The sequence below is a fragment of the Polaromonas naphthalenivorans CJ2 genome (assembly GCF_000015505.1).
In the GTDB taxonomy this organism is placed as follows: domain Bacteria; phylum Pseudomonadota; class Gammaproteobacteria; order Burkholderiales; family Burkholderiaceae_C; genus Polaromonas; species Polaromonas naphthalenivorans.
This window is the reverse complement of the sequence record NC_008761.1, coordinates 1-22,467: the sequence shown is the minus strand read 5'-3', so window position 1 is coordinate 22,467 and position 22,467 is coordinate 1. Positions and strand designations below refer to the sequence as shown.

21 protein-coding genes and 3 pseudogenes are annotated in these 22,467 nt (G+C 58.6%); 11 read left to right on the top strand and 13 right to left on the bottom strand.

Annotated elements, in window-relative coordinates:
* Window positions 1-33: 33 nt before the first annotated feature.
* From PNAP_RS24465 to PNAP_RS24440, 6 genes are all read right to left on the bottom strand, one after another.
* A complete protein-coding gene (locus PNAP_RS24465) occupies window positions 34-3,123 on the bottom strand; it encodes a type I restriction endonuclease subunit R (protein WP_011798559.1) in 3,090 nt (1,029 codons plus the stop codon).
* Window positions 3,120-4,037, bottom strand: coding sequence for a hypothetical protein (locus PNAP_RS25370; RefSeq protein WP_049763856.1), 918 nt, complete (start codon window positions 4,035-4,037; stop codon window positions 3,120-3,122). The genes PNAP_RS24465 and PNAP_RS25370 overlap by 4 nt, the downstream gene beginning before the upstream one ends.
* A 16-nt stretch (window positions 4,038-4,053) precedes the next feature.
* Window positions 4,054-4,455, bottom strand: a complete 402-nt coding sequence (locus tag PNAP_RS24455; protein WP_011798557.1) for a lysozyme inhibitor LprI family protein — start codon at window positions 4,453-4,455, stop codon at window positions 4,054-4,056.
* A gap of 92 nt (window positions 4,456-4,547) precedes the next feature.
* On the bottom strand, window positions 4,548-5,633 hold the full coding sequence (locus tag PNAP_RS24450; RefSeq protein WP_011798556.1) for a PDDEXK nuclease domain-containing protein: 1,086 nt from the start codon (window positions 5,631-5,633) through the stop codon (window positions 4,548-4,550).
* On the bottom strand, window positions 5,630-6,877 hold the full coding sequence (locus tag PNAP_RS24445; protein ID WP_011798555.1) for a restriction endonuclease subunit S: 1,248 nt from the start codon (window positions 6,875-6,877) through the stop codon (window positions 5,630-5,632). The genes PNAP_RS24450 and PNAP_RS24445 overlap by 4 nt, the downstream gene beginning before the upstream one ends.
* Window positions 6,867-8,420, bottom strand: a complete 1,554-nt coding sequence (locus PNAP_RS24440; protein ID WP_011798554.1) for a class I SAM-dependent DNA methyltransferase — start codon at window positions 8,418-8,420, stop codon at window positions 6,867-6,869. The genes PNAP_RS24445 and PNAP_RS24440 overlap by 11 nt, the downstream gene beginning before the upstream one ends.
* A gap of 293 nt (window positions 8,421-8,713) precedes the next feature.
* On the opposite strand from PNAP_RS24440, the gene PNAP_RS24435 reads away from it, so the two are divergent.
* From PNAP_RS24435 to trfA, 3 genes are all read left to right on the top strand, one after another.
* A complete protein-coding gene (locus tag PNAP_RS24435; RefSeq protein WP_011798553.1) occupies window positions 8,714-9,343 on the top strand; it encodes a ParA family protein in 630 nt (209 codons plus the stop codon).
* Entirely contained in the window at window positions 9,340-9,648 is a 309-nt protein-coding gene (locus tag PNAP_RS26575; protein ID WP_011798552.1) for a hypothetical protein, read from the top strand. The genes PNAP_RS24435 and PNAP_RS26575 overlap by 4 nt, the downstream gene beginning before the upstream one ends.
* A 74-nt stretch (window positions 9,649-9,722) precedes the next feature.
* Complete coding sequence (trfA, locus tag PNAP_RS26570; RefSeq protein ID WP_011798551.1) at window positions 9,723-10,760, top strand: plasmid replication initiator TrfA; 1,038 nt, start codon at window positions 9,723-9,725, stop codon at window positions 10,758-10,760.
* Window positions 10,761-11,445: 685 nt separating this feature from the next.
* Here the strand turns inward: trfA and PNAP_RS24430 are convergent.
* Window positions 11,446-11,622, bottom strand: a pseudogene (locus tag PNAP_RS24430) (recombinase family protein); the annotation flags it as partial.
* Between the two features lie 85 nt (window positions 11,623-11,707).
* Between PNAP_RS24430 and PNAP_RS28395 the strand changes: the two are divergent.
* The 3 genes from PNAP_RS28395 to PNAP_RS24415 all read left to right on the top strand — a co-directional run bounded on the left by PNAP_RS28395 (window position 11,708) and on the right by PNAP_RS24415 (window position 13,798).
* A complete protein-coding gene (locus PNAP_RS28395) occupies window positions 11,708-12,010 on the top strand; it encodes a transposase family protein (protein WP_011798550.1) in 303 nt (100 codons plus the stop codon).
* A 148-nt stretch (window positions 12,011-12,158) separates the two neighbouring features.
* Window positions 12,159-13,229, top strand: coding sequence for an extracellular catalytic domain type 2 short-chain-length polyhydroxyalkanoate depolymerase (locus PNAP_RS24420; RefSeq protein ID WP_011798549.1), 1,071 nt, complete (start codon window positions 12,159-12,161; stop codon window positions 13,227-13,229).
* A gap of 41 nt (window positions 13,230-13,270) precedes the next feature.
* Window positions 13,271-13,798, top strand: a complete 528-nt coding sequence (locus PNAP_RS24415) for a hypothetical protein (RefSeq protein ID WP_011798548.1) — start codon at window positions 13,271-13,273, stop codon at window positions 13,796-13,798.
* A 356-nt stretch (window positions 13,799-14,154) separates the two neighbouring features.
* Here PNAP_RS24415 and PNAP_RS24410 read toward each other — a convergent pair.
* The 3 genes and pseudogenes from PNAP_RS24410 to PNAP_RS26565 all read right to left on the bottom strand — a co-directional run.
* Window positions 14,155-14,703 (bottom strand): annotated as a pseudogene (locus PNAP_RS24410) (Tn3 family transposase); the annotation flags it as partial.
* A 197-nt stretch (window positions 14,704-14,900) separates the two neighbouring features.
* Window positions 14,901-15,113 (bottom strand): annotated as a pseudogene (locus PNAP_RS24405) (phosphoribulokinase); the annotation flags it as partial.
* Window positions 15,114-15,142: 29 nt separating this feature from the next.
* Window positions 15,143-15,847 (bottom strand): hypothetical protein, encoded by a 705-nt coding sequence (locus PNAP_RS26565; protein WP_011798545.1) that lies wholly within the window; start codon window positions 15,845-15,847, stop codon window positions 15,143-15,145.
* Window positions 15,848-16,369: 522 nt separating this feature from the next.
* Here PNAP_RS26565 and PNAP_RS24400 point away from each other — a divergent pair.
* Window positions 16,370-16,612 (top strand): phage tail protein, encoded by a 243-nt coding sequence (locus PNAP_RS24400; RefSeq protein WP_011798544.1) that lies wholly within the window; start codon window positions 16,370-16,372, stop codon window positions 16,610-16,612.
* A 99-nt stretch (window positions 16,613-16,711) separates the two neighbouring features.
* Here the strand turns inward: PNAP_RS24400 and PNAP_RS24395 are convergent, their stop codons facing one another.
* Window positions 16,712-16,999 (bottom strand): hypothetical protein, encoded by a 288-nt coding sequence (locus PNAP_RS24395; protein WP_049763857.1) that lies wholly within the window; start codon window positions 16,997-16,999, stop codon window positions 16,712-16,714.
* 217 nt (window positions 17,000-17,216) lie between these two features.
* Here PNAP_RS24395 and PNAP_RS24390 point away from each other — a divergent pair, with 217 nt between their 5' ends.
* The 3 genes from PNAP_RS24390 to PNAP_RS24380 are packed head-to-tail and all read left to right on the top strand — an operon-like array spanning window position 17,217 to window position 18,422.
* On the top strand, window positions 17,217-17,471 hold the full coding sequence (locus PNAP_RS24390; protein ID WP_011798542.1) for a FitA-like ribbon-helix-helix domain-containing protein: 255 nt from the start codon (window positions 17,217-17,219) through the stop codon (window positions 17,469-17,471).
* The gene (locus PNAP_RS24385; protein WP_011798541.1) at window positions 17,468-17,884 is read left to right on the top strand and encodes a type II toxin-antitoxin system VapC family toxin; all 417 of its coding nucleotides are present in this window, start codon (window positions 17,468-17,470) and stop codon (window positions 17,882-17,884) included. Before PNAP_RS24390 ends, PNAP_RS24385 begins: the two co-directional genes overlap by 4 nt.
* Window positions 17,885-17,891: 7 nt before the next feature.
* Window positions 17,892-18,422 carry a hypothetical protein gene (locus PNAP_RS24380; protein WP_041377825.1) on the top strand — a complete coding sequence of 177 codons (531 nt, stop codon included), beginning with the start codon at window positions 17,892-17,894 and terminating at the stop codon, window positions 18,420-18,422.
* Between the two features lie 166 nt (window positions 18,423-18,588).
* Here the strand turns inward: PNAP_RS24380 and PNAP_RS24375 are convergent, their stop codons facing one another.
* Entirely contained in the window at window positions 18,589-18,786 is a 198-nt protein-coding gene (locus PNAP_RS24375; RefSeq protein WP_011798539.1) for a hypothetical protein, read from the bottom strand.
* 1,226 nt (window positions 18,787-20,012) lie between these two features.
* Here PNAP_RS24375 and PNAP_RS24370 point away from each other — a divergent pair.
* Window positions 20,013-20,885, top strand: a complete 873-nt coding sequence (locus PNAP_RS24370; RefSeq protein WP_011798538.1) for a DNA-binding protein — start codon at window positions 20,013-20,015, stop codon at window positions 20,883-20,885.
* Window positions 20,886-20,902: 17 nt separating this feature from the next.
* Here the strand turns inward: PNAP_RS24370 and PNAP_RS26560 are convergent, their stop codons facing one another.
* Window positions 20,903-21,310, bottom strand: coding sequence for a hypothetical protein (locus PNAP_RS26560; RefSeq protein ID WP_011798537.1), 408 nt, complete (start codon window positions 21,308-21,310; stop codon window positions 20,903-20,905).
* Between the last annotated feature and the right edge of the window lie 1,157 nt (window positions 21,311-22,467).

The window sequence follows — 22,467 nt, the reverse complement described above, 5'->3', positions numbered from 1 at the left end:
TGCTTTCTGGGGGGCGTCCGTATAAGACGACCTCTAGATCATCCATACGGTTCCTAGCGCCTGCGCCTGCTGCAGCACCAGTTCCACCGCCGCATCCTGCAGGTCGGGCGGGTACTTGTATTTGCGCAGGATGCGCCTGACCATCAGGCGCAGCCTGGCGCGCACGCTCTCGCGCTCCGACCAGTCCACGCTGAGGTTTTGGCGCAGGTTCTCGGTCAGCTCATGGGCGATCTTCTTGAGGGTTTCATCGGTCAGTTCCCGCACGGCCGATTCGTTGGTGGCCAGCGCGTCATAAAACTTGATCTCGTCCTCGGTGAGGCCCAGTGCTTCGCCTCGGTTGGCCGCCTCCTGAAACTTCCTGGCCATCGCCACCAGCTCCTCCATGACCTGGGCGGTCTCGATGGAGCGATTCTGGTAGCGCTTGATGACACCGGCAAGCAGCTCGGAAAACTTCTTCTCCTGCACCACGTTGCTGGCAAACCGGCTCTTGATCTCGCCCTCCAGCAGCCGCTCCAGCAATTCCACCGCCAGGTTCTTCTCCGGCAGGTTTTTCACCTGCGCCAGGAACTCGTCGGACAGCAGTCCGATGTTGGGCTTGTCCAGCCCGACGGCATCGAAAATGTCCACCACGCTGTCCGACACCACGGCCGAGTTGATGATCTGCCGGATGGCCAGGTCGCGCTGCTCGTCGGTCTTCTTTTGCGCGCTCAAATCCTTTTTGGTCAGGATGACCTTGACGCCCTGCAAAAAGGCCACCTCCTCGCGCACCGCCTTGGCCTCGTCCAGCGTGCAGCACAGGCTGAACGCCTTGCTCATCTGTAGGGCCGTGTCGGCAAAGCGCTTCTTGCCGTCCTGGGCGCCCAGCACATGGTTGGCGGCGCCGGCCAGCGCCTTGTGGCCGCCGGTCAGAAAACCGCTGTAGTCGTAGCCGTGCAGCATCGTTTGCAGGATGTCGAGTTTTTCGGCCAGCACGCTATACGCTTCATGCGCGTCCACCGTGGGCCGACCCCGGCCTTTGCTCTGGGTGTATTCCTTCATGGCGGCTTTGAGTTCATTGCCGATGCCGATGTAGTCCACCACCAGGCCGCCCTGCTTGTCCTTGAACACGCGGTTGACCCGGGCAATCGCCTGCATCAGGTTGTGGCCCTTCATGGGCTTGTCCACGTAGAGGGTATGCACGCACGGCGCGTCAAAGCCGGTGAGCCACATGTCGCGCACGATGACCAGGCGCAGCGGGTCGGCCGGATCCTTGAAGCGCTTTTCCAGGCGTTTCTTGACCTGGGCGCTGTAGATGTGCGGGCGCAGCAGCGCCTTGTCGCTGCTGGACCCGGTCATCACGATCTTGATGGCGCCCTTTTCTGGATCCGGGTCGTGCCAGTCCGGGCGCAGCTTGACGATCTCGTTGTACAGATGCACGCAGATGTCGCGGCTCATGGCCACCGTCATGGCCTTGCCGCTCTGGGCCTTGTTGCGCTCCTCGAAATGCGCCACGAGGTCGGCCGCCACGCTGGCCACGCGCGGTTCAGCGCCGACCACCTTCTCCAGGGCAGCCCAGCGGCTTTTGAGCTTGGCCTGGGTGCTTTCCTCCTCGTCTTCGGCCAGCTCATCGACCTCCTCGTCGATCAGCGAAAAATCTTCTTCCTTGAGCTTCAACTTGGCCAGGCGCGACTCGTAGTAGATGGCGACCGTGGCGCCGTCCTCCTTGGCCTGCTGCATGTCATAGACCGAGATGTAGTCGCCGAACACGGCGCGCGTGTCGCGATCTTCACTGCTGACCGGGGTGCCGGTGAAGGCCACGAAGGTGGCGTTGGGCAGCGCGTCGCGCAGGTGCTGGGCGTAGCCGACCTGGTAGGTCTCGTGTCCGGGCTTGCCCTTGAGCTTGGCCTCGAAGCCGTACTGGGTGCGGTGCGCCTCGTCGGCAATCACCACGATGTTGTGGCGCTCGGACAGGGTAGGGAAGGTGTCCTCATCCTCGCCCGGCATGAATTTCTGGATGGTGGCGAACACGATGCCGCCCGAGGGCCGGTTCGCCAGCCTGGTCCGCAGATCCTGCCGCGTGCTGACCTGCACCGGCTGCTCGCGCAGCAGATCCTGGGCCAGGCTGAACACGCCAAAGAGCTGGCCGTCCAGGTCGTTGCGGTCGGTAATCACCACGATGGTGGGGTTCTCCATCGCCGGCTCCTGCATCACGCGAGCAGCAAAGCAGGTCATGGTGATGCTCTTGCCACTGCCCTGGGTGTGCCAGACCACGCCGCCCTTGTGGGTGCCGCCGGGGCGAGAGGCGGTCACGACCTGGGTAATGGCCGAGCGGACCGCATGGAACTGGTGGTAGCCGGCGATTTTCTTGGCCAGCTGGCCGTCGTCCTCGAACAGCACGAAGTAGCGCAGGTAGTCCAGCAGGTACGCCGGGGCCAGCACGCCGCGCACCAGGGTCTGCAGCTCGTTGAATTGGCCCAGCGGGTCCAGCGCCTGGCCGTCAATCGTGCGCCAGGCCATGAAGCGCTCGCTGCTGCTAGACAAGGACCCCAGCAGCGCCTCGGTGCCGTCCGAAATCACCAGCACTTCGTTGTACTCGAACACGCCCGGGATCTGCGCCTTGTAGGTCTGGATCTGGTCGTAGGCTTTCCACACATTGGCGTTGAGGTCGGCGGGATTCTTGAGTTCGAGCAGCACCAAGGGCAGGCCGTTGACGAACAGGATGATGTCGGGGCGGCGCGTGTGGTGCGCACCTTTGAGGGAAAACTGGTTGACCGCCAGAAACTCGTTGCGCGCCGGCTGCGCCCAGTCGATCAGGCGCACGAAGTCGCCCCGGGTCTGGCCGTCTTTCTGGTACTCCACGGGCACGCCGCCCACCAGCAGCTTGTGGAAATGCCGGTTGGCGCTCAGCAGCGCCGGGATGCCCAAGTCAAGAACCTGCTTGAAGGCGTCTTCGCGGGCAGGGGTCGGGATGCCGGGATTGAGCTTGTGGATGGCCTCGCGCAGCCGGAAGGGCAGCAGCGCCTGGCTGAAACTGCTGCGCTCGGGCGCAGGACCGTCAGGCGCGATGTCGTAGCCGCAGTGGCAGGTGTAGCCCACGTCCTGAAGCCAGGCCAGGGTTTCTTGTTCGAGTTGGTCTTCGGTCATGTCAACTTATTGGGGCGGTGAAGAGCGGGATCGAGCCGCTGTCTTATTTCCTCAACCACTTCGCGGATGGCGTTGAGAAGATTCTCGGAGGGGGGCAACGGGTCGCCCCACTTGATGGCCCGCTGCCGAATAAACGCTGTTACCCGCAGTCTTTCCAGCGTGGCATTTTTTAAACCCATGCGCTCGGTCAGGCTGGCGATGCTTTCGCAGTCCTCGACCGAGCGGAGACCTCCGCGATAACCGTCGAACGACAAGCAGAACGGCCAGAGACGCTCGTAATTTGCGTTTCGGGGTGGCAGGTCAGCCAGTGTCAAATCTTCGTGGGCGATGATTTTCTGTTCGGCCTCACCATCGTTTATACGTTCCGACATTTCAAGACCAGGAGGAAGTGGGGTGGCGGGCGCCGGCGGCTCGAAATCAAGACCCCCATAGAAGGCCGGGAGCCGGCCGTTTTCAGCGCGCCCGAGAATCAATATGAACCACCCGGCGTAGGTCCAGTCATCTCCTACAGCTGCTTGAGCCGTTTCAGGAAACCGGTCGATGAATTTGGCAGCGAGTCGGCGGGCATCGTCGGTTTGCGCGTCGTCCCACCCGAAATAACGGCTCGCATTGATCGACGAATATTCGTGAGCGGTAGCCGTCGAGACGGGGGTCCATCCATCGCCGCGCATGTTGTTTGTCGTGAGCAGATGGCAGCGCCACTCAGCGTTATCGGGTGAATATCCAGCGCAAATGCGCAGGCGCTGATACCCTGCCTTGTGCAACTCGTGGACCATCGAAAGCAGCCTTCCCGCCCGCCTGGCGACAGGGTCGGTCAGCGGCACCATGGAGATGGGAGTCGGGATCTCGAACCCATTTTCCAAGCCGGTTCCGGCGTTGGGCAAGTGTCCGCCTGTGCTGAGCGTGGGTTTCATGCCGTTCGAGTTCCGGTCACTGCCTGAAACTTTCAAGCTCGCGGGCACGGTCGGCCGTGGCGGCCATCATGCAGGAGTTGGCGTTGACGCGGGCCAGCGTTCCACCGTCCGGGTCATCGTAGAAGGCGCAGTTGGCGTCGCGGTATTTGATCCAGGCCCGTTGAGCTTCCTGCAGCTGTGTCTTGCGCGGGGGCGGCAGCTCGGCCATGAGGGCCTTGTAGGCTTTGTTGAGCAGGGCATCCTGCCGGTGGTTTTCCGCAGTGATGCATTCGATCATGCCCATCGTCACGCCGCCGGACTTGTCCATGCAGGCTGCGTGCTGTTTGCTCAGCCCGGTTTCGTGGGCACTGGCGGCATGGGATGCAGCGGCGATGGCGAGCGCTGCAGAGAAGCGTTTCAGGGTTTTCATGCGGCACATTCCAGGGTGGAGGGGTCGGTATGGGGCGGGCGCAGCTGGCCCACGATCGGGCGCGAGGGTTGTTTCTTGTTCTTGTTCAAGTGGGTCTTCTCTTAAGGCTGGTCACTGGGCTCATCCGGTGCGTCCAGGGCTTGCAATGCGCCCACGTCGCTCGACAACTCCGCTTCAATGTCGGCAATGCTGGGCAGGCTCTGCTCCAGGGTGGCCGGCAGGTCGCGCAGCAGCTGGTACTCGGCCACGCCGATGGGCTTGTCGATGCCCGAGAGCGCATATTCGGCCACCAGCCGGTTTTGCTGCTTGCACAGCAGCAGGCCGATGGTTGGCTTGTCATCTGGCGCCTTCACCTGCGCATCGACCGCCGCCAGGTAAAAATTGAGCTGGCCGGCGTGCTCGGGCTTGAAGGCCGTCGCCTTGAGTTCGACCACCACGTAGCATTTCAGGCGCGTGTGATAAAAAAGGAGGTCGATGAAGAACTCGTCACCGGCCACTTCCAGCCGGAACTGCCGGCCCACGAAGGCAAAGCCGGCGCCCAACTCCAGCAGGAAGCGCGTGATGTGGCGAATCAGGCCGTTTTCTATTTCTCGCTCGTGCGCATCGTCGCCCAGGCCCAGGAAGTCGAACAGGTATGGATCCTTGAGCGTTTCGCGGGCCAGCGCCGACTCGGCAGCGGGCAGGCGGGCCTGAAAGTTGGTCACCGCGCCGCCCTGACGCTGCTGCAGCCGGTTCTTGATGTGCAGGGCGAGCGTGGTGCGCGACCAGCCGTGCTGGACTGTCTGGGCCGCATACCACTCGCGGTCGGCGGCGTTGTCCAGCTGGGTCAGCAGCGTCACGACATGGAACCACGGCAATTGGTCAGCAGGCTGCTGACCAAATTGGCCGTCCGGGCAATGCTGGGCAAAAAACCGCATGTACTTGAGGTTGCTCGGCGACCAGCCGCGCATGTCGGGAAAACCGTCCTTCAGGTCACGGGCCAGCCGGTCAATGACCTTGGTGCCCCAGCCTTGCGTTTGTTGGCGCTGCAGGATGTCGCGCCCGATGCGGCCGTAGAGCTGCACCAGCTCGGCATTGACCGCGAGCGCGGCGCGTTGCCGGGCTTGGACAATCTGGCCCTTGAGCTGGGCCAGCCAGTCGGCGTAGCCCTCGGGCAGAGAGAGCGGGGTGTTGCTGGCGGGCTTCATGCGCAGGCTTCTTCGAGCAGCGCCTCGGCTTCGGGCAGGCGCAGCTGGCCCGAGATCAGGCGTGGGAGCAGGGTGTCGCGCAGTGTGACGAGGGTTTGGGCGTGCTGTTCTGTATTTTTCAGTTTCGCAAAGAGCGCTGCGACTTGGCTTTGGAATGCAGTCAAGCCTTCAAGGCTCGGCATTAGTATTGGAATTTCGCGCACGGTCTTGGAGTTGACGGCATCTGCAATCGAGGATGTGCTGCTCAAAGTGGAGAAGTCGAACTGTTTCAAATGCAGATAGATGTACTCTGTGCTCAACTGTGCATCCGGGGCCAGTTTGAAGTGGGCAATGGCTTCGTTGGTTGTCATTTCGCCATCGGTAATTGCCACGCGGCCAATGGTCATCTTGAAGCTCATCAATACCGTGTTGTCAGGCACTCGTCGGATGTTGAACTTTTCAATGGCCTCTTTCTTCAGAAACTCGCTGGTCACTGCGGCGTAAACCCCAACAGCGCCCATATCGCGAATGGAAACCCATCGAACATCGCTTGGGTCTTCGCTGAACCAATGTTGTTCCTTGCGAGGAGGTGTCTTTCCAATCCCCACGGTTGATATATCCGCCATAGTGCGTGTCGCCCACCCCTTCGGCACCAATCCCAGCTCCGAATCCTCGAACCCATCCGGAAACAGCGCCGCCGTGGCCTCGTCCATGCCTTCGGGGGCGCGGCCTTCCATCCTGGCGCGCACCGGGTCGAAATCGACAAACCACGACTTGAACAGCGCCTGAGCGATGGCTTCGAGCGTGGCATTGGTTTCGCGCAGCAGGGCGATGCGGTCGTCCAGGACACCGAGCGTTCTCGCTATCTCCTGTTGAGTGGGTAAATCAGGAATTGCACCAAGAGCTTCATGAAGATGATTTCTGTTTACGCCAGGCACTGCCGCCTTGTCTGAATAGGCGAAAAAATCAACGGTCTTCAAAAAATAGCTGATGAACTTTGGGTCATTACCCTTGAAATCACGAACATAAAGGGTTGTGTTCAGCGGCCAAAAATCATCTTCAACAAAATAGACTTGCCCAATCGTTCCGTATCGCCCAGTGACCACGCCTGGCCCTCGCACCATTGGCACGGAGTGGCAGTCACTAACACCGGAGGATGAAACGAGAGGAAACGGGCCAGAAGTTCTTTTCGCTTGCGGTAAATCGTAACCACGTTTTAGTTCAATGAAGTCGCCGAGCTTTCCGAATTGCCACTCAGAACTCATACCCTAGCCCTCCCAGCTTCTGGCGGATCAACAGGTCCAGCTCCGCGCCCCTGGCCATCTGCTCACCCAGCTTTTCGGTCAACTGCTGCATCTTGGTGGCGAAGTCCTCGTCGTTGTCCTCGACCGCTTCGGCGCCCACGTAGCGGCCGGGAGTGAGGACATGGCCGTGCTGGGCGATCTCGGCCAGCTTGACGCTGCGGCAAAAGCCCAGGGTGTCCCGGTACTCGCCAGCGTCCGCCTCACCGCGCCATGCAGCGACGGTGGCGGCGATGCGCTCGATCACGGCGTCGGTGAACTCGCTTTGCACCCGGCTGATCATCGTGGCGAGCTTGCGGGCGTCGATGAACAGCACCTCACCCTTGCGGTGGGTTTTCTGCTTGACCAGGAACCACAGGCACGCCGGAATCTGGGTGTTGAAAAACAGCTGGCCGGGCAGCGCCACCATGACTTCGACCACATCGGCCTCGACCATCGCGGCGCGAATCTGGCCTTCGCTGTTCTGGCTGCTGGACATGGAACCGTTGGCCAGCACGATGCCGGCGCGGCCGGTGGGCTTCAAGTGGTGCAGCATGTGCTGCAGCCAGGCGTAGTTGGCGTTGCCCGGCGGCGGGTCGCCATGGACCCAGCGCGCATCGCCCATTAGGCTGCCATGCCACCAGTCGCTGATGTTGAAGGGCGGGTTGGCCAGGATGAAGTCGGCGCGCAGGTCCGGGTGCTGGTTGCGGGTGAAGGTGTCGCCCGGCTCTTTGCCCAAATTAAAGTCGATGCCGCGAATGGCCAGGTTCATCGCCGCCAGGCGCCAGGTGGTCGGGTTGGCCTCCTGCCCGTAGATGGACACGTCGCCGAGCTTGCCGCCGTGGGCTTCAATGAATTTCTCTGACTGGACGAACATGCCGCCCGAGCCGCAGCACGGGTCGTACACCTTGCCGCTGTGCGGGCCGAGGATGGCCACCAGTGTCTTGACGATGCTCGCTGGCGTGTAGAACTGCCCGCCGCGCTTGCCTTCGGCGCTGGCGAACATGCCGAGAAAATACTCGTACACCTGGCCCAGCACGTCGCGGGCGGTCGAGGGGTTGTCGCCAAAGCCGATGGTCGAGATCAGGTCCACCAGTTCGCCGAGCTTGCCGTCGGGCAACTGGGCGCGGGCGTAGCGCTTGTCCAGGATGCCCTTGAGCGTGGGGTTTTCCGCCTCGATGAGGCTCAAGGCGTCGTCGATGCGCTTGCCGATGTCCACCTGTTTGGCGGCTGCGCGCAAGCTCTCCCAACGGGCGGCTTCGGGTACCCAGAAGGCGTTGACTTCCTTGTAGTAGTCGCGGTCTTCGAGTTCGGCCTCGATGTCCTCGGGCGCGGCATCACCGTAGTAGTAGGCGTCGGCCGGGTTGGTCAGGCGGGCAGTGAGTTCCGCGCGGCGGGCGGCAAAGGTGTCGGAGATGTATTTGACGAAGATCAGGCCCAGCACAAGGTGCTTGTATTCGGCCGCGTCCATGTTGGCGCGCAGCTTGTCGGCGGTGGCCCAGAGTGTTTTTTTGATGTCGTCGAGCATTGCGTGGCGTTTTTCCGGGTCGGATTCATTTTGTTTCAGCTCTTGGGATTATGGAGGGCGGTCGTCATGGCCAACTTGTCAGGGTGAAGTCTGACAAGCTGGTTCAAAACCGTTAAATAAAAGCACTCTCCAATCTGACGTGGTGTACTGCTGTGGCCTGACGCCTGATTCAGGTATGCCTCATATGCGGTATGGATGATTGATTGAGCCAGATTTAGTGCCTTTTCTTAGCATCAGGCGTTGTTTATAAATATATAGCTATCTATAATGATAGCTATATAGGAGGCATCTTGATGATCTATGCAATCGTAAATACTAAAGGCGGAGTAGGGAAAACCACGACGGCGGTGCATCTAGCAACGATGCTTGCCCGCTTGGGAGAAACCTTGTTGATCGATGGCGATCCGCAAGCCAGCGCTGCGAGTTGGGCAGCGTGGCGACGTGACAACTCGTCGCACGGCCCAAGCCCGACGACAACGTGTCTTACCGGAAAAGCGATTCTTTCAGAAGGCAAGCAGCTTGCAGCCAAATATGAGCATGTTGTGGTTGATGCTGGCGGCCGTGATTCCGTTGGCCTGCGCTCTGCCCTGCTGTTGGCGAAAATGGCGATTGTGCCAATCGGTGCAAGTAGCCTTGATGCTGCGGCCATGACGGATTTACTGGAGGTGGTCGAATTGAGTCGCGATTACAACCCAGAACTGGACGTGCGTGTACTGCTGACCCGTGTTGATCCGCGCACAAAGGATGCCGCTGAAATGCTGAAATTTCTGGCCGAACAAAACCTGACGGTGCTGCCAACGAAGATTTGCGAGCGCGTTGCTTTCCGTCGCGCCATTGGCGAAGGGGTTATCGTCCAAGAGCTGGGCAAGGACCAAGCTGCCATTGCTGAAATTGAAGCCTTCTTTCGTGAGGTTCAGGCATGAAGGCCAAACCCAACACCGACCAATTTAGGCTGAAAAAAGATCCATCCGCGTTTCTCGAAGGCGGTGCTGCTGATACTGCTGACAGGACAGAAATAACACAACCGGCTGCTGAGACGCCCAAGGGGCCAGCTGCTCAACCAGTAGTCGAAGCCAAGGTGCATCGTGAGCAAAAAATCTTCCGACTTCCTCTTGATCTGATTAACGAACTCAAACGCGAAGCCTATGAGCGATCAGTGAAAACAGGCTTTCGCGTAACTGAAACGGAACTGGTAGAGCAGTCATTACGTGCATTCTTAAGAAGATAGCTATATAACTAGACATCTATCTATATAACTAGATATATAGCTATATAAAACTGGTAATAGGAAGAAGCGAACCGATGGATCAAAAGCTGACGACAAAACGCGGCCAAGAAGCTTGGGTGAAAAGAGCAATTAAGACCGGAATGACAGAGGCGGAAGCACGGGCTGTCGTTCAAAAAATGGCGGCGGCTATCGACGAGGGGAAGTCAGCACCGAAACCCCAAAAGCCCTTTAGCTTGCCCAATAAAGCGAAACGAAACCCAGCAAAAGTGGGTGATTTATTCGCAGATCCTCCTTTGCCTTCATCAGAAATAAAGCCTGTCTTATCAACTCAGCTAACTGTTGAAATTAGCCAGCTTCCACTATGGCCAGAAGTGATGCGGTCACTCCCAAACGAGATTCTTCGTTCTGCGCTGTTCAACGCACGAAATCGAAAAAATCCTCGTTCAATGATGAAAAGCGAACCTGTTGCCGTCATTGGTGATGGAAGAATCAGTTACAGAGGCGAAGAGCTACGTCAGGATGATGAAACGGTGTGGCTCCAGCTTGTTCATCTGGCGCGTCGGCATGTGGCTGGCCAGCTTGTCGAATTCACTGCGTATTCGTTCTGCAAGGACATTGACTGGTCAATCAACAGCAAGAGCTACCTCCGACTAAAGGAGTGTTTGCGTCGGATGCAGGCTACCAGCCTTGACGTTTATAGCAAGCGACTTGAACGAGGCGTTAGTCTATCCATGATTCCATTTTTTGAGTATGAAGACAGCGAAACTCAAAAAACACTACAACGCTGGCGGGTGCGCATTGCTCCCGAACTGGTTGAGCTATTTGGCGACAATTATTTCACCAGGCTCGAATGGGCACAACGACTGCAACTGCCCGATGGTCTTGCAACGTGGCTCCATGGGTATCTTGCAACCCACCGGGTACCACACCCCATAAAAATTGAAACGATTGCATTTGGTGCAGGGTTGACCGAAACCAGCAAGCCGGAACTTCGAAGACTTGTAAAACGGGCACTAACAAACTTAGTCAACTGTGGGTTTTTAACAGAATTCGATGTTAATGAAGATCTAGTCACAGTGAAACGAACTAACAATAAAAGTTCTGAGCGCTGATAACGCTATTGAGTTTTGACCCATGGAAGCATGAATTTCAGTGATTGGGAAGACGGTCAAAACGATGTTTGAAGCGCTTCTAACTCGTATTTCAGGTGTAAAACACACTGCTATCTGACTTATCCACACCCTTGAGTTTTGACACATGCCTGTTTTGGCTAAAACCTAAGCGGGACAAGGAGTTCGAGAACATTTCATGTTTGACTTAGGAAGTTATCCACACCCTTGAGTTTTGAGACATGAAGATATTGAGTTTAGACACATGAACTATTGAGCTTAGACCCACTGTGGATAACTCTCAAAGCTATGACTGGCGTGGCCTGCAGCCTGATCGAAAACAGTGCTAACCGTATTTAACCTTTACTTAACCAAGCACCGCCTCTTGGGGCTTCGCCCCGCCGGCTCCTCCGGCCTACGGCCTACGCCCGCGCTTCGCGCTCCCCACCCGGCATCCCCAATACAGCAACAGACCCCTGAAGGGGTCACAAAAACATCCACGGCTGCGGGCACTTCGTGTCCCGCAACGATGGCCAGTGAAACAAACAAGCCTTAGCGCTTGATCAGCTAACCCCCCAACCCCCTCTACACGAGGGGGCGAAATACCCTGTTGGACAAGAAGACCAGCGAAAAGGCCGCTGGAATGGTCTGGACGGGTCTTCCTGCATCGATTGATCGCAAGTCCATGGGTATCCATCCCCAGGTTCAGCACACGCAATCCCACCGCCTTGTGATCCAGCGTCTGGATCATCACCATCAAGTCCGCCATCGACCGCGCCAAGCGGTCGAGCTTGGTGACCACCAGCACATCGCCCTCACGCACATACTCCAGCGCCGCCTCCAACTGGGCACGTTTACCGACCGATCAGGGCAATTGCATTTGAAGAAATTTGAGCGGAGAGGCCAAAAACTGGTGTTCACTCAAGCATTTTTCATTGCAAGTGAACCTGATGCTGATACAAGCTTTCTCGATACTGCCCGATCCCCGCACCGGCCCTGCGCAGCGTTACGACCTCAGGGAGATGATCGTCATGACGCTGAGTGCCGTGCTGTGCGGGGCGGACAATTGGGTGGACGTACCCGTTGGTTCCAAGAAATACGGCGACTCATGCATGCAGGTCGTCAGGGAAAAGTGTTGCTTGACTTCGGGAAACGCCCTTGTAGTGCTTTATTTTCCGTTTCCTGAAGTGACCCCCAAAAGCTGTGCTAGATTTGCAAAAGCAAATTTGCTGCACTGCAGCATTTCAAAATGAATTGATGATGGTATCGACTGTTTTTGATGCATTCCAGGCCTTCGGATTCGCTCGTCAGGGCTACAAAAACCGCCTCACCGGGCGCAGTTCAAGGCATGAAAGGGGCAAGCAATTTGCTGAAACATCGTCTTCAACAACGGGGGGTTTTATGGTTACCAGCATCGATTCAAAAGTTGTCCAGCTTGGGTCTTACAAGGTCAAAAAGGGCGATAGTTCAATTTCCGGCCTGTCTTCAGGTGCTTTCATGACGGTGCAGCTGCACCTGGCGTATTCATCAAGTTTCAGCGGTGTCGGCGTGATTGCCGGCGGGCCGTTTCGTTGTGTTGAATCCTTCAGCCCGGCAGCAACCCTGCCTGAAGACGCTTATGTGCAGAACGCGCTGTATATCTGCATGAACCCGCTGGTGCCACAAACCGGCCCCAGCGCGCACAAACTGGCGCAACTGGCACGCGAAACCGCTACCGCAGGCGAGATTGATGCAATCGACCATCTGGCCGATGACCGGGTTTACATCTTTACCGGCAGTGAAGACAAGGTGGTTTTTTCAGACGTGGTGTCGCGCACGCGAAATTTTTACGAATTGCTGGGCGTCAAACCCGCCAATTTGGTCTACCACGACGACGTTCCGGCTGGCCATTCCATCATCACCGACAACCCCGAAGACTCCCCGCTCGCCACCAACCAGCCGCCCTACATCAACCAGGGCGGTTTCATGCAGTCGCATGACATCCTGCGGCACATCTACGGCCAGCTCAATCCCCCGGTCGAGCAACTCACAGGCCGCCTGGTGCGTTTTGACCAGACCGAGTTTTTTGGCGGCGAGCCGCGCGCCAGCATGAGCAAGTTTGGCTACGCCTACATTCCCAAGGCAGTTGAAGAAGGCACAGCCGAAGCGCGTGTACACATTGCATTGCACGGCTGCAAACAGGGTTACAACTACACCGACTACGTGTACGGCCGGGCCGACATTGCCAACCAGCCGCCGTATGGCAACCGTTACATCACCACCACCGGCTACAACCACATCGCCGACAGCAACGACATCATCATGCTCTACCCACAGGCCGAAGGCGCAGATGGCAACGCCGCACAAAACCCCGAAGGCTGCTGGGACTGGTGGGGCTACACCAGCCCGACACCCAAACGGCCCGACTACTACTCACGCGAAGCCATCCAGATCAAGGCCATACACGACATGCTGGCCCGCCTGGGCGGCTGAAACTGTTTTTGCAAGCACTGTTTTTAAAACGAAACCGCATCATGAGCACAAAGACCAACGAACTGGCCGTCATCGACCCCGCCCCGGCCGAGGCGCCAATGTCTCACTTCAATAACTTCATGGCCATGGGCTTGCAGGCTTTTCAGCAAGTCGTGCCAGAAAGCAGCAAACCGGCACCGCTCAGGCACGTCCAGACGATTGTGAACCTGAGCAACCAGTGGGCAGCCCGCAACGCCAACAACAGCGCCATCAGCGCTGGTTTGTTGCCCCATGCAATGGACGCCGACACCTGGAAAGAGCTTCTCGCCATGCAGGCCGCCGTATTGCAGCGCCTGCAGGACCAGCAAAAAAGCTGGGTTGCAGGCGTCACCAGCCTGGCGCAAGACTACGCCCAGATCAAACAGGCCAAAACCATGTCCAAATACGCCGAACAACAGTTCAACCTGATAGCCCAGTTCGGCCAACTCGTCAGCGCCCAGGCCACCGCCCTGATGGGCCTGCAGGAGAATATTCAGGTGGATTATGGGTATTGGGCTGCGCAGAAACAGCAGGGGGCTGGGCAGGTTTGAAGAGTTAATAAAGGATCAGCGGCGCGGTTGACGACAAGTTGCCGCTGCTCCGGGCCAGGCAGGTGAACTGCCTGGCTTTTTTATTGCGTGTTGCAAAAGCCGATTGAAGGCTGTTCAGTTTCAGCTCAGAATCCCTTGTTTCGTCAACAGTAGGGGGGTCTAAGCCGGAACCCCAGAAAATTCCGTCGCCCCATCGACGCACTTCTAAAGATTTCGCTGAGGTGGGCTTACAACCGCAACTTGGCCCAGTGACCACATAGCTGCTAAAAGTGCCATTTGTCCGATCAAAATGCGAAACTGCGTTATTGATAGACTCTAGGTTTTGGGGTTCTAAGCCGGAACCGCCGAAAATTCCGTCATCCCAACTCCAGCCCGGCCACAAGCGCGTCCAGGTCGATCATCTTGCCGCCGCTCTGGAAGGTGTAGTGCCCGTTCAGCAGGATGTGCCGCCAGGCTGCCGGTGAAATTTTGGTGATCAGCGCCAGGGTCTTGGCGTTGCCGCTTGCTTCGCACTTCGTCAGCAGGTGCGACAGGATGGCCGAGTTGTAGTAGATGATCGCGTTGGCGATCAGCCTGGCGCACTGGTTGCTGATCTCGATTTCGATGTCGGTGCGCCCGGTCAATTCCTTCTTGCCACCAACCTGCGCGATGGTCGAGCGTAGCTGGTGGTAGGACTCGACGCGGTTTTGCGAGCGATGTACGCTGCGTTCCAGTTGCGGATCGCGCAGGTAGCGCAACGTGTAGATGCTGCGCACGAGCTTGTCGAACTCGAAGATCGCGCGCCGTGTCGGATTCGGCGCGGTGTAGGTGCACAGCTTGCGGATCAGCGTGCCCTGAGTCATTTCTTTGAGGCCCAGCGTGGCGACGATCTGGTCGATATTCGGCTTCTCGCTGATGATTAGCTGTAGAGACTTGCATTCCAAAAGCGCCGGGCCTGCATTCAGCGCGTTTTGCGGCCAGGATTAACTGCGTCTATCGACCCTCTCGGGCCAGGATTAAGTGCCACTGAGCCTGCATTGGACGGCGCCGGCCTGCATTGCACCGCCATCGGCCAACATTAACTGCAACTGACCGAACGTCCCCACGTCACCGCCAGGCCGCTTTAAATCGGCAACCCGGCCATCTGAAGCTCTGCGCGCAGCTCGGCTGTGCGCGTGGGATCGAGCTGGTTGGCGAACAATGCCTTGATCTCGGCTGGCTTGGCGTTGAACTGCTCCACCAGATCCTTGACGCGGTAGCCGTGGCGTGTCAGCGTGGGCTCCAGATCGTCAATTTTGCGCATCAGCACCGACTCCACCAGTTCTGCGGTAACGGGTGTCAGCCTGGGTGAATTCAGCGTCGGCATCAACAATCTGCAGCTTTGCTTGCAGCAGAACCCCCTACAGCTCCAGCTGAAACTCCTGCTGCAGCAACTGTCACCGTTCCACCAGTCATGCCGGTACCTCCGGCAACGATTGCGCCGCCGCCTAGCTTGGCAAGAGAGGCGCTAGTGAGGGCTGCGCCTTTCAATGTGCCAATTGCGGTGCCTGTACTGGCGGCACCTAAAGCACCTGTTGATCCAACTACAGCGGCAATTGGGCCTGCTGCGGCAAAAGCAACTCCTCCAGTGACTACGCCCATTGCTACTGCAGTAGCAATGGGGTGATCTGCTACAAAATTCTTAGTGGAATTTCCAACCTCTTTCGCCAAATCAACGCATGAAGAGCCAATGTTTGCAAAGGCTTCTTTGATCGTCGCCGGCTCATCGCTGACCTTAATTCGATTTAAGGCTTGCAAAACGCGGGCACCCTTGCTTATAGGAGTTCTGCACCCTTTAAAGAGTCCTTTGGTAGGCGCTTCCTTTTCTTCAAAAATTAAGATGAGGTTATTTAGGATTCGGTTCTCACGGCCTAGACCGTGTTTTTCTTTTATACGAACAAGGCTCTGGGAAGCTGCTTTGATTGAGTCAGTGCGGCCATTTTTTTGATCAGCTTCGTGTTCAGCGCGACCAATTCCTTCCATGATCTCGTTAAAAAAATCAGGCAATGCATTTACGTTGTCTGAAGACATGGCGCTTCCTATATTTTGTGTGGGGATGATGATGCGGTGATATTAGCCCCGATGAAGGGGTAGACCGAACAGTCGTGTCACCAGCCGCCACTTTGGGGTGTCGGAAAACCTCTCTGGCTGGCTGCCTTGCCTTTCCGGTCACTATGTCTATCCGACACGGTTTCCCGTGCAAGTTTTTTCCTGATTCAACGTCGTTTTTCAGGTTTACTGCTGAAGGTACGTCAAACAACTGTTTTACGTCACGCGTCATCAGCGTCACAAGGTTCGGGAAGCAGCGACTGGTGACACGACTTGTTCTACCCCCATTTGGAGTACGTGAACGAAGCGTTCGGACGCTTGGCCGAGCGCCTCAAGCAGCTTGCTGGTTGATCATCGGGACGGGCGGCGGAATTTTCTGGGGTTCCGGCTTACAACCCCTTCTACCCCCACATAGAGGAAAACCTGCATACACATCGCCGCCCATGGGCTATGCTGTCGCTGCGTCAGATGGCTGGCGATCAGTGGCAATACAAGGGAGACCCCATGGAACCATTTATCGGACAAATTGAGCTGTTGGCCTTCAATTTCGCTCCCCAGGGTTGGGCTTTGTGCGATGGCGCCCTGTTGCCAATCAGCCAGAATACGGCGCTGTTTTCCTTGCTCGGCACGACCTATGGCGGAGATGGCGTTACCACCTTCGCGTTGCCCAATCTCAAGGGCAAGGAGCCCGTTGACGGCTCGCATTACTGCATTGCCCTGATGGGAATCTATCCGTCGAGGCCTTGACTGGCAACCTTGGCGGGCTTGCCTTCGTGGGCGGACGACGGCGCTTTCAAAGGCGTGACCTGAGGGTCGTCATGCTGATCTCGGTCAAGGTGGCAGCGCTCAGGCATGCGAAGCCCGCGACGGATAAATCACCACCGAATCGGACTTCGGGCGAACGCTCTCGTTGTCAGCGGCCTGGACCGGCAGACTACTCTTTGAAGAAGCCTGTAATGCATCGCTGATTTCCGCCTCGATGCGGCTGATTCGCTGCGCATACATGGCGGTCAATGCCCTATGGTGCTCGGCGGCCACCTGATGCTCGACCCGGCTGACTTTGGCTTCTTCCAGATATTCGAGGGATTTGCGAATGTGCCTCTCAGTCTGGGGTTGAAATAGATAAAACCTCATGAGATCCTTTCTGTACACGCGAGCAAAGGGTAGCCGTTCTTGGTTGAAAGCTCAACAGTTGAATTATCGGAGGGCAGGCTGCCGAATAGGGGATGCAAGCCCAAACCGCCGAAAATTCCGCCAGAAAACAGATGCTTGGCGACACACCAACGCTTGCAGGCATTGCATACAATTAAGTAAAATGACTGCATTGAATGTATTTTTATGAGGTGACGCCATGGCCATGCTGACCGTACGCAATCTGCCCGACGATGTGCATCGCGCGCTGAGGGTGCAGGCCGCTCTTCATGGGCGCAGCACCGAGGCTGAGGTTCGGGAAATTCTGGCCCTCGCCGTCAAGCCAGAGGCGCGCGTTCGCCTGGGCGAAGCGCTCGCAGCGTTGAGCCGCAATATTGGACTGACCAACGAGGATTTCGAGGTCTTCGACCGAGTCAGCGACAGGGCGCCGGCCATGCCGCTGGGGTTTGAATGATCGTCCTCGATACCAACGTCGTTTCCGAGGCGATGAAGCCAGAGCCGCACCCGGCCGTGCGAGCCTGGCTGAACGCTCAAGCCGCCCCAACGCTCTACCTGTCCAGTGTGACGCTGGCCGAGTTGCTGTTTGGCATCGCGGCGCTGCCCGCTGGCAAGCGCCGGGACATGCTGGCCAAGGCACTTGACGGCCTGCTGGGACTGTTTCGGGATCGGGTGCTGCCCTTCGACACCGATGCGGCCAGGCGCTATGCCGAGCTGGCCGTGATGGCCAGGACGGGCGGTCGAGGGTTTCCAACGCCTGACGGGTATATCGCCGCGATCGCGGCCTCGCGGGGCTTTATCGTGGCCTCGCGCGACACAGCGCCTTTCCAAGCTGCCGGCGTCCCCATCATCAATCCGTGGGAGGCTTGAATTGGGCGTGAATGAATTTCGCCGACTGGCCGCAAGGATCGATCAGCACATGCAGCAGCTTGGTGCCCAAGGCGTCAATGATCCCCATGCGATCATCCATCGCATGATGGGATACACGCCCGACCTGCATAAGATCTGGGTCGGCACCTCCGACCAGCAACTCATGGCACTGTCCAGCGAGTTCCCTGGATTTTATCGCTACGCCCTCATCATGGAGGAGGCGTCCGAAGCCGAGCGCAACAAGGCAGCGCGTCCCTATGACGGTGTGGCCGAGTTCTCCGATGAGCACAAGCAACAGGCTGCTCAACTGCTGGTCACGGCGGCGACCCTTGAGCGCGGCTACCAAGCTTTTCGTGGAAGCGGCAACCTGCAAGTCTTCCAGCAACAAGTCAACGAGCTTGGCCGGCTGCACCGGCAATGGCTGGCCGATCTGGACAGTTTCAAAGACTCTCTACGGGACGCGCAACCCAAGGCATTGGAGTACGTGAACGGAGCGTTCGGACACTTGGTCGAGCGCATTAAGCAGCTTGCCGGTTGATCGTCTGAACGGGCGGCGGAATTTTCGGCGGTTCCGGCTTAGAACCCCTGAACGGTTAACGGCCGCTGGAATGGTCTGGACGGTTCACTGTTCCAGTGCCCGTCGAACACAGGGTTGAAAAATTCTGGATACCGCCGGAATGCTGGACGCCTCTTCCAAAGAGGTTTCAGTCGAACAAACCGCCTTGCGCGGGGTTCTTGCCGGTGAACTGGTCGAACTGCTGCTCGGTCAATTCCTTGCCGATGACTTCCTTGATCCAGCCGTGCTTGGGAGGCCAGCTCACGCCCAGGGCTTGCAGTTGCGCGCGGGTCCACATGCCTTTGGGCCTGCGGTACTGCATCAATATTTCGCGCGTGAGTTTCATGGGGGTTATGATTGCTCAACGGTTTCGCGGCCCATAAAACGAAAACCCCAGACGCTTGGAACCGTCTGGGGTTTCTAGGGCAAAGCGATAGAAAGCCCGGAAAGGTATTGCTTGCCCATGCGGCAATAATACCAGCCCGGCCGGTTGCATGCATGTATTCATGCATGCATGCATGCAATTTGTACGTCAGACCTTGGCCGGGTTCTTTCCCTTCATGGACTTGAATCCCTCCCGGCCAGGGGCCTCCCGGCTCAATTGCTTGCCCGTAGGTGCTTGAGCGGGAACTTACCAAAGCACCACCCAGAGGCTTATTGCCGCGACGGGGGTAAGGCGGGCGTAGACCCGTGAACGCGGCTTGCAGGAAGGGTTCACGGCCCTCCTGCCCCATATGTGATGCCTGACGCCTGACGGCCAGCAAGCAGGGGTAAAGCGCCCAAACTCATCTTGAATGGGGAGGGATCAGCTTTGCCCAAAGCTCAACCCTCCTCCCTCCAGCCAGGCTTTCCCCGAGTTGTGAATAAAAGGGATGCAAGTCCTTGACCCCGTATTTCTCTTCGGGAAGTTATTTCAAATGGCTGTTTGGCAAGGCGAAGCCGCGTCAGGCCGTAGGCCCCAAGCCGAGGAGGTGTGGGCAACTGGGCAGCCCGCAGGGCCTGTCCACACTGAGCGGTAGCGATTGTGGACAGCCAGTTGTCCATGCCGGACGAGATCAAGCACCCAGCGAAGTGCCGAGCGTGCCTGGCACCGTCAGCAGGGCGCCTTCGAGCATTCAGCCAACATGCCTTGAAAAGGCAAGCTGCGCATGGCGCGCTTCCTCCTCTTCCTTTTTTTCTTCCCGGAAAAAACACACTTTGACGCGGGAGCGGGGTCCGTACCGCTTCGCTGCATCCTGGCGCAGCCAGGATAGGTCGTCAACAGTGGGGTTTCTCTTCCTGCGCTTGCGCCCGTTGCCAGGCATGGCTCCATGCCGTGCGCCCCTCACCCCCATGAGCCCGACGAGCGCCGGTCCGCACCCGCCAGCGCGCCGCCGATCTCCGCAGTTCTCCCAACACGCTTTTTTTGTGGACCAGGCAATGGCGGCGCCTCGCCTGGTCCACAAAGTGGTTTGCCTTTTCCGTCGAAACGCTTTTTTGCGCCGCCAAGTCAATTGGCGACATTGCATCATCTTTTGTTATTCGTTATCATAACGATATGATAATAAATATCGTTATTTAAAAGGTAACATCATGGCCATCGTCAATTTTGAGTCCGTCGCCACGGCGGCCGAATCGCTCCAGGCCGCCGGCCAGCGCGCGAGCGTCAGGGCCGTCATTGCCGCGCTGGGCGGGGGCAGCCCGAACTCGGTGCTCAAGCTGCTCGGAGAGTGGAAATCGGGCCGTCCCGTGGTGCGTATCGCCGACACCGAACTCGACGCGCGCATCACCGACGCGATCCGGCTGCAGATGCAGCGCGTGGGCGAGCAGGCCGCCGCTGCGGCCGAGGAGCGCGCCAGCGGGCTCGACGAGGATCTGCAGGCGCTGGCCGAGGCCCAGGCCGCCGCCGAGAAGCAGATCGCCGGCTTGACGGCCGAGCGCGACACGGCGCAGGCGCAGGCCGCTCGCCTCGCCCTGCAACTCCAGGAGGCGCAGGCCGAGGCCGAGCGCGCCGCCGGTCAGTCCGCCGAGGCGCTGGCTGCGGCGGGCCAGGCGCTGGCGCGCGCCGAGGTGCGCCTGGAAGCCGTGCCGGCGCTGCAGGCCGAAGCCGAGCGGCTGCGCGCCGCGCTGGAGGCCAATCAGCAGGCGCGCCAGCAGGCCGAGCAGAGCGCCGCCGTGCTCGATGCCAGGCTGGAGGCGGCCGAGCGGCGCGCCAGCGAGGCCGAGGGCCGAACGCTCAAGGCGGACGCCAGGGCCGACGCGCTGGCTGGCGACCTGGCCGGCGTCCATGCGGCCCTGCAGGCGTGCCAGGCACGGCTGGAGACGGCGGCGCGCGAGCTGGGGGCGGCCGAGGCGGCTGCCCGGAAATTGGCCGAGGAAGCGGCTGGCCGCGCCACCGCAGGGCGCGTTACCGCTGTAGCGGCCTGGCGTGCAGGAGATGGGCGGGAAGGGCAGGAGAAGAGGTGAAGCGGCCCTGGCCGCTTTCAGGAGCCTGCTGGCGGCTCGTCCGCCCGCGCCAGGGAATCGGCCGGCGTCATGTGGCGGCGAAGTTTTTTCATGAGCCCATGGATCGCCTTCAATGAAATGCCATGGGCCACCAAGCCTTCGGTTCCATTGGGCGTGAGGATCCGGTAGCCTTGGTGCGTGCGCCGAACGCCAACGCGGCGGCGGCGGGCGGATGAGGAGTTGCGGGAGGGGTTCTTGCGCGGCATGGACCCTATTCTGTTCCAAAAGCGCGGTTTCCTCACGAAGGGCGTCTCTGGAGGCGGCAGCGCGCGAAGCTGGGCGAAGAACGAAAAAAAACCCACGCCTCCGAAGAGTGCGTGGGTGTTGGAACGAATACGTCCGGCTTCCCGAGGAAGACCGGGCATCCCTGCCAGGCGCATGGCCATGGCCGAGCCAAATCCATTGGCCCTTGTCTTTCTTGCATCGCCTCAACAAGGAGGCATCCATGCCCAAAGGGCGCAGTGGCGCGGTGCGGACGCACACCACCGATAAACACCGCATCAAGACCTTTCTCCAGGCTGCCAGGCCTGAAAGGGCGTCACCCCTTTTTTTACGCGCCATGTGCCGCTGTCCACTTCGGCACACCTTTGACTCCAACTTGCCCTGGCGCCAACCAGGGCCGACCTCACCGGCGCCAACCGGTGAGGTCATCACTTTGCTCATTTCAACTCTCTCGCTCTCCCGAGCTGTTTTCTTCATCTGTTCAAACGGTCCAGGCTTTCGGTACTAACGGGAACATCCATCGGTTCTGCCCCCCTCTTCAAACCCTACTTGCTCCGCATTGCTGCTCGGCTCACCCAGTCTCCCCCGCGTCCCTTCATGGCTGCCACACCACTCATCAGGGTTCCACGGTTCCCGCATTATTCACAGGCTACTGCGCTTGGAAGCGCCGCCGTCTCCAGATTGTTTCTAGGCTACGCCTACGGCCAAATGTGACCTTTCACCCCCGCGAGATTCCAAAGCCAGTGGGTTACTCGAAAAATCCTTCATCGACTACCGATTACTTGCCAAGGGCAAACAACGGCTCCTCCTTGCTCCACACAGCACCATCGCTTTCGCGCGGTGCCGTTACACGCTTGAGCTATTCATCGGCCCCGGATTTCTCCAGGTGCCAGCATGTCCAGGTTTCCCCTCGATGCCCTGATGCCTTACAACATCCTCAGAAGCCTACGTGTGTGGCAATCGTGATCCCCATTTCGGTAGATCCCGACGTCCGGACTGACTGCCTCAGTTTTCCGGATTTCGACCTGTACCAGGCACAGCACGCATTTCCTCATGCTGCCCGTTTCTGCGTCGCCCAATCTCATGGGCAGCACCCATGAAAAAGAGGGATTGAGTCGAAGGGCGAATTTCATCGCCCAGCGCTCGTCGTAGCGTGGCGAGCTTCATTACAAGCACCACGCTTCACCGTTCTAGGCCGAGCTGGCAGCTCGGCCTATGTTGCATCCGCAACAATGCGAAAAGAAAGTCGAGGGCTTGGCGGCCCCGGCTCCCGAGAGAGTTGAGGGGCCTGGCAGCCCAGTGACCGGCAAATTCTCGCATA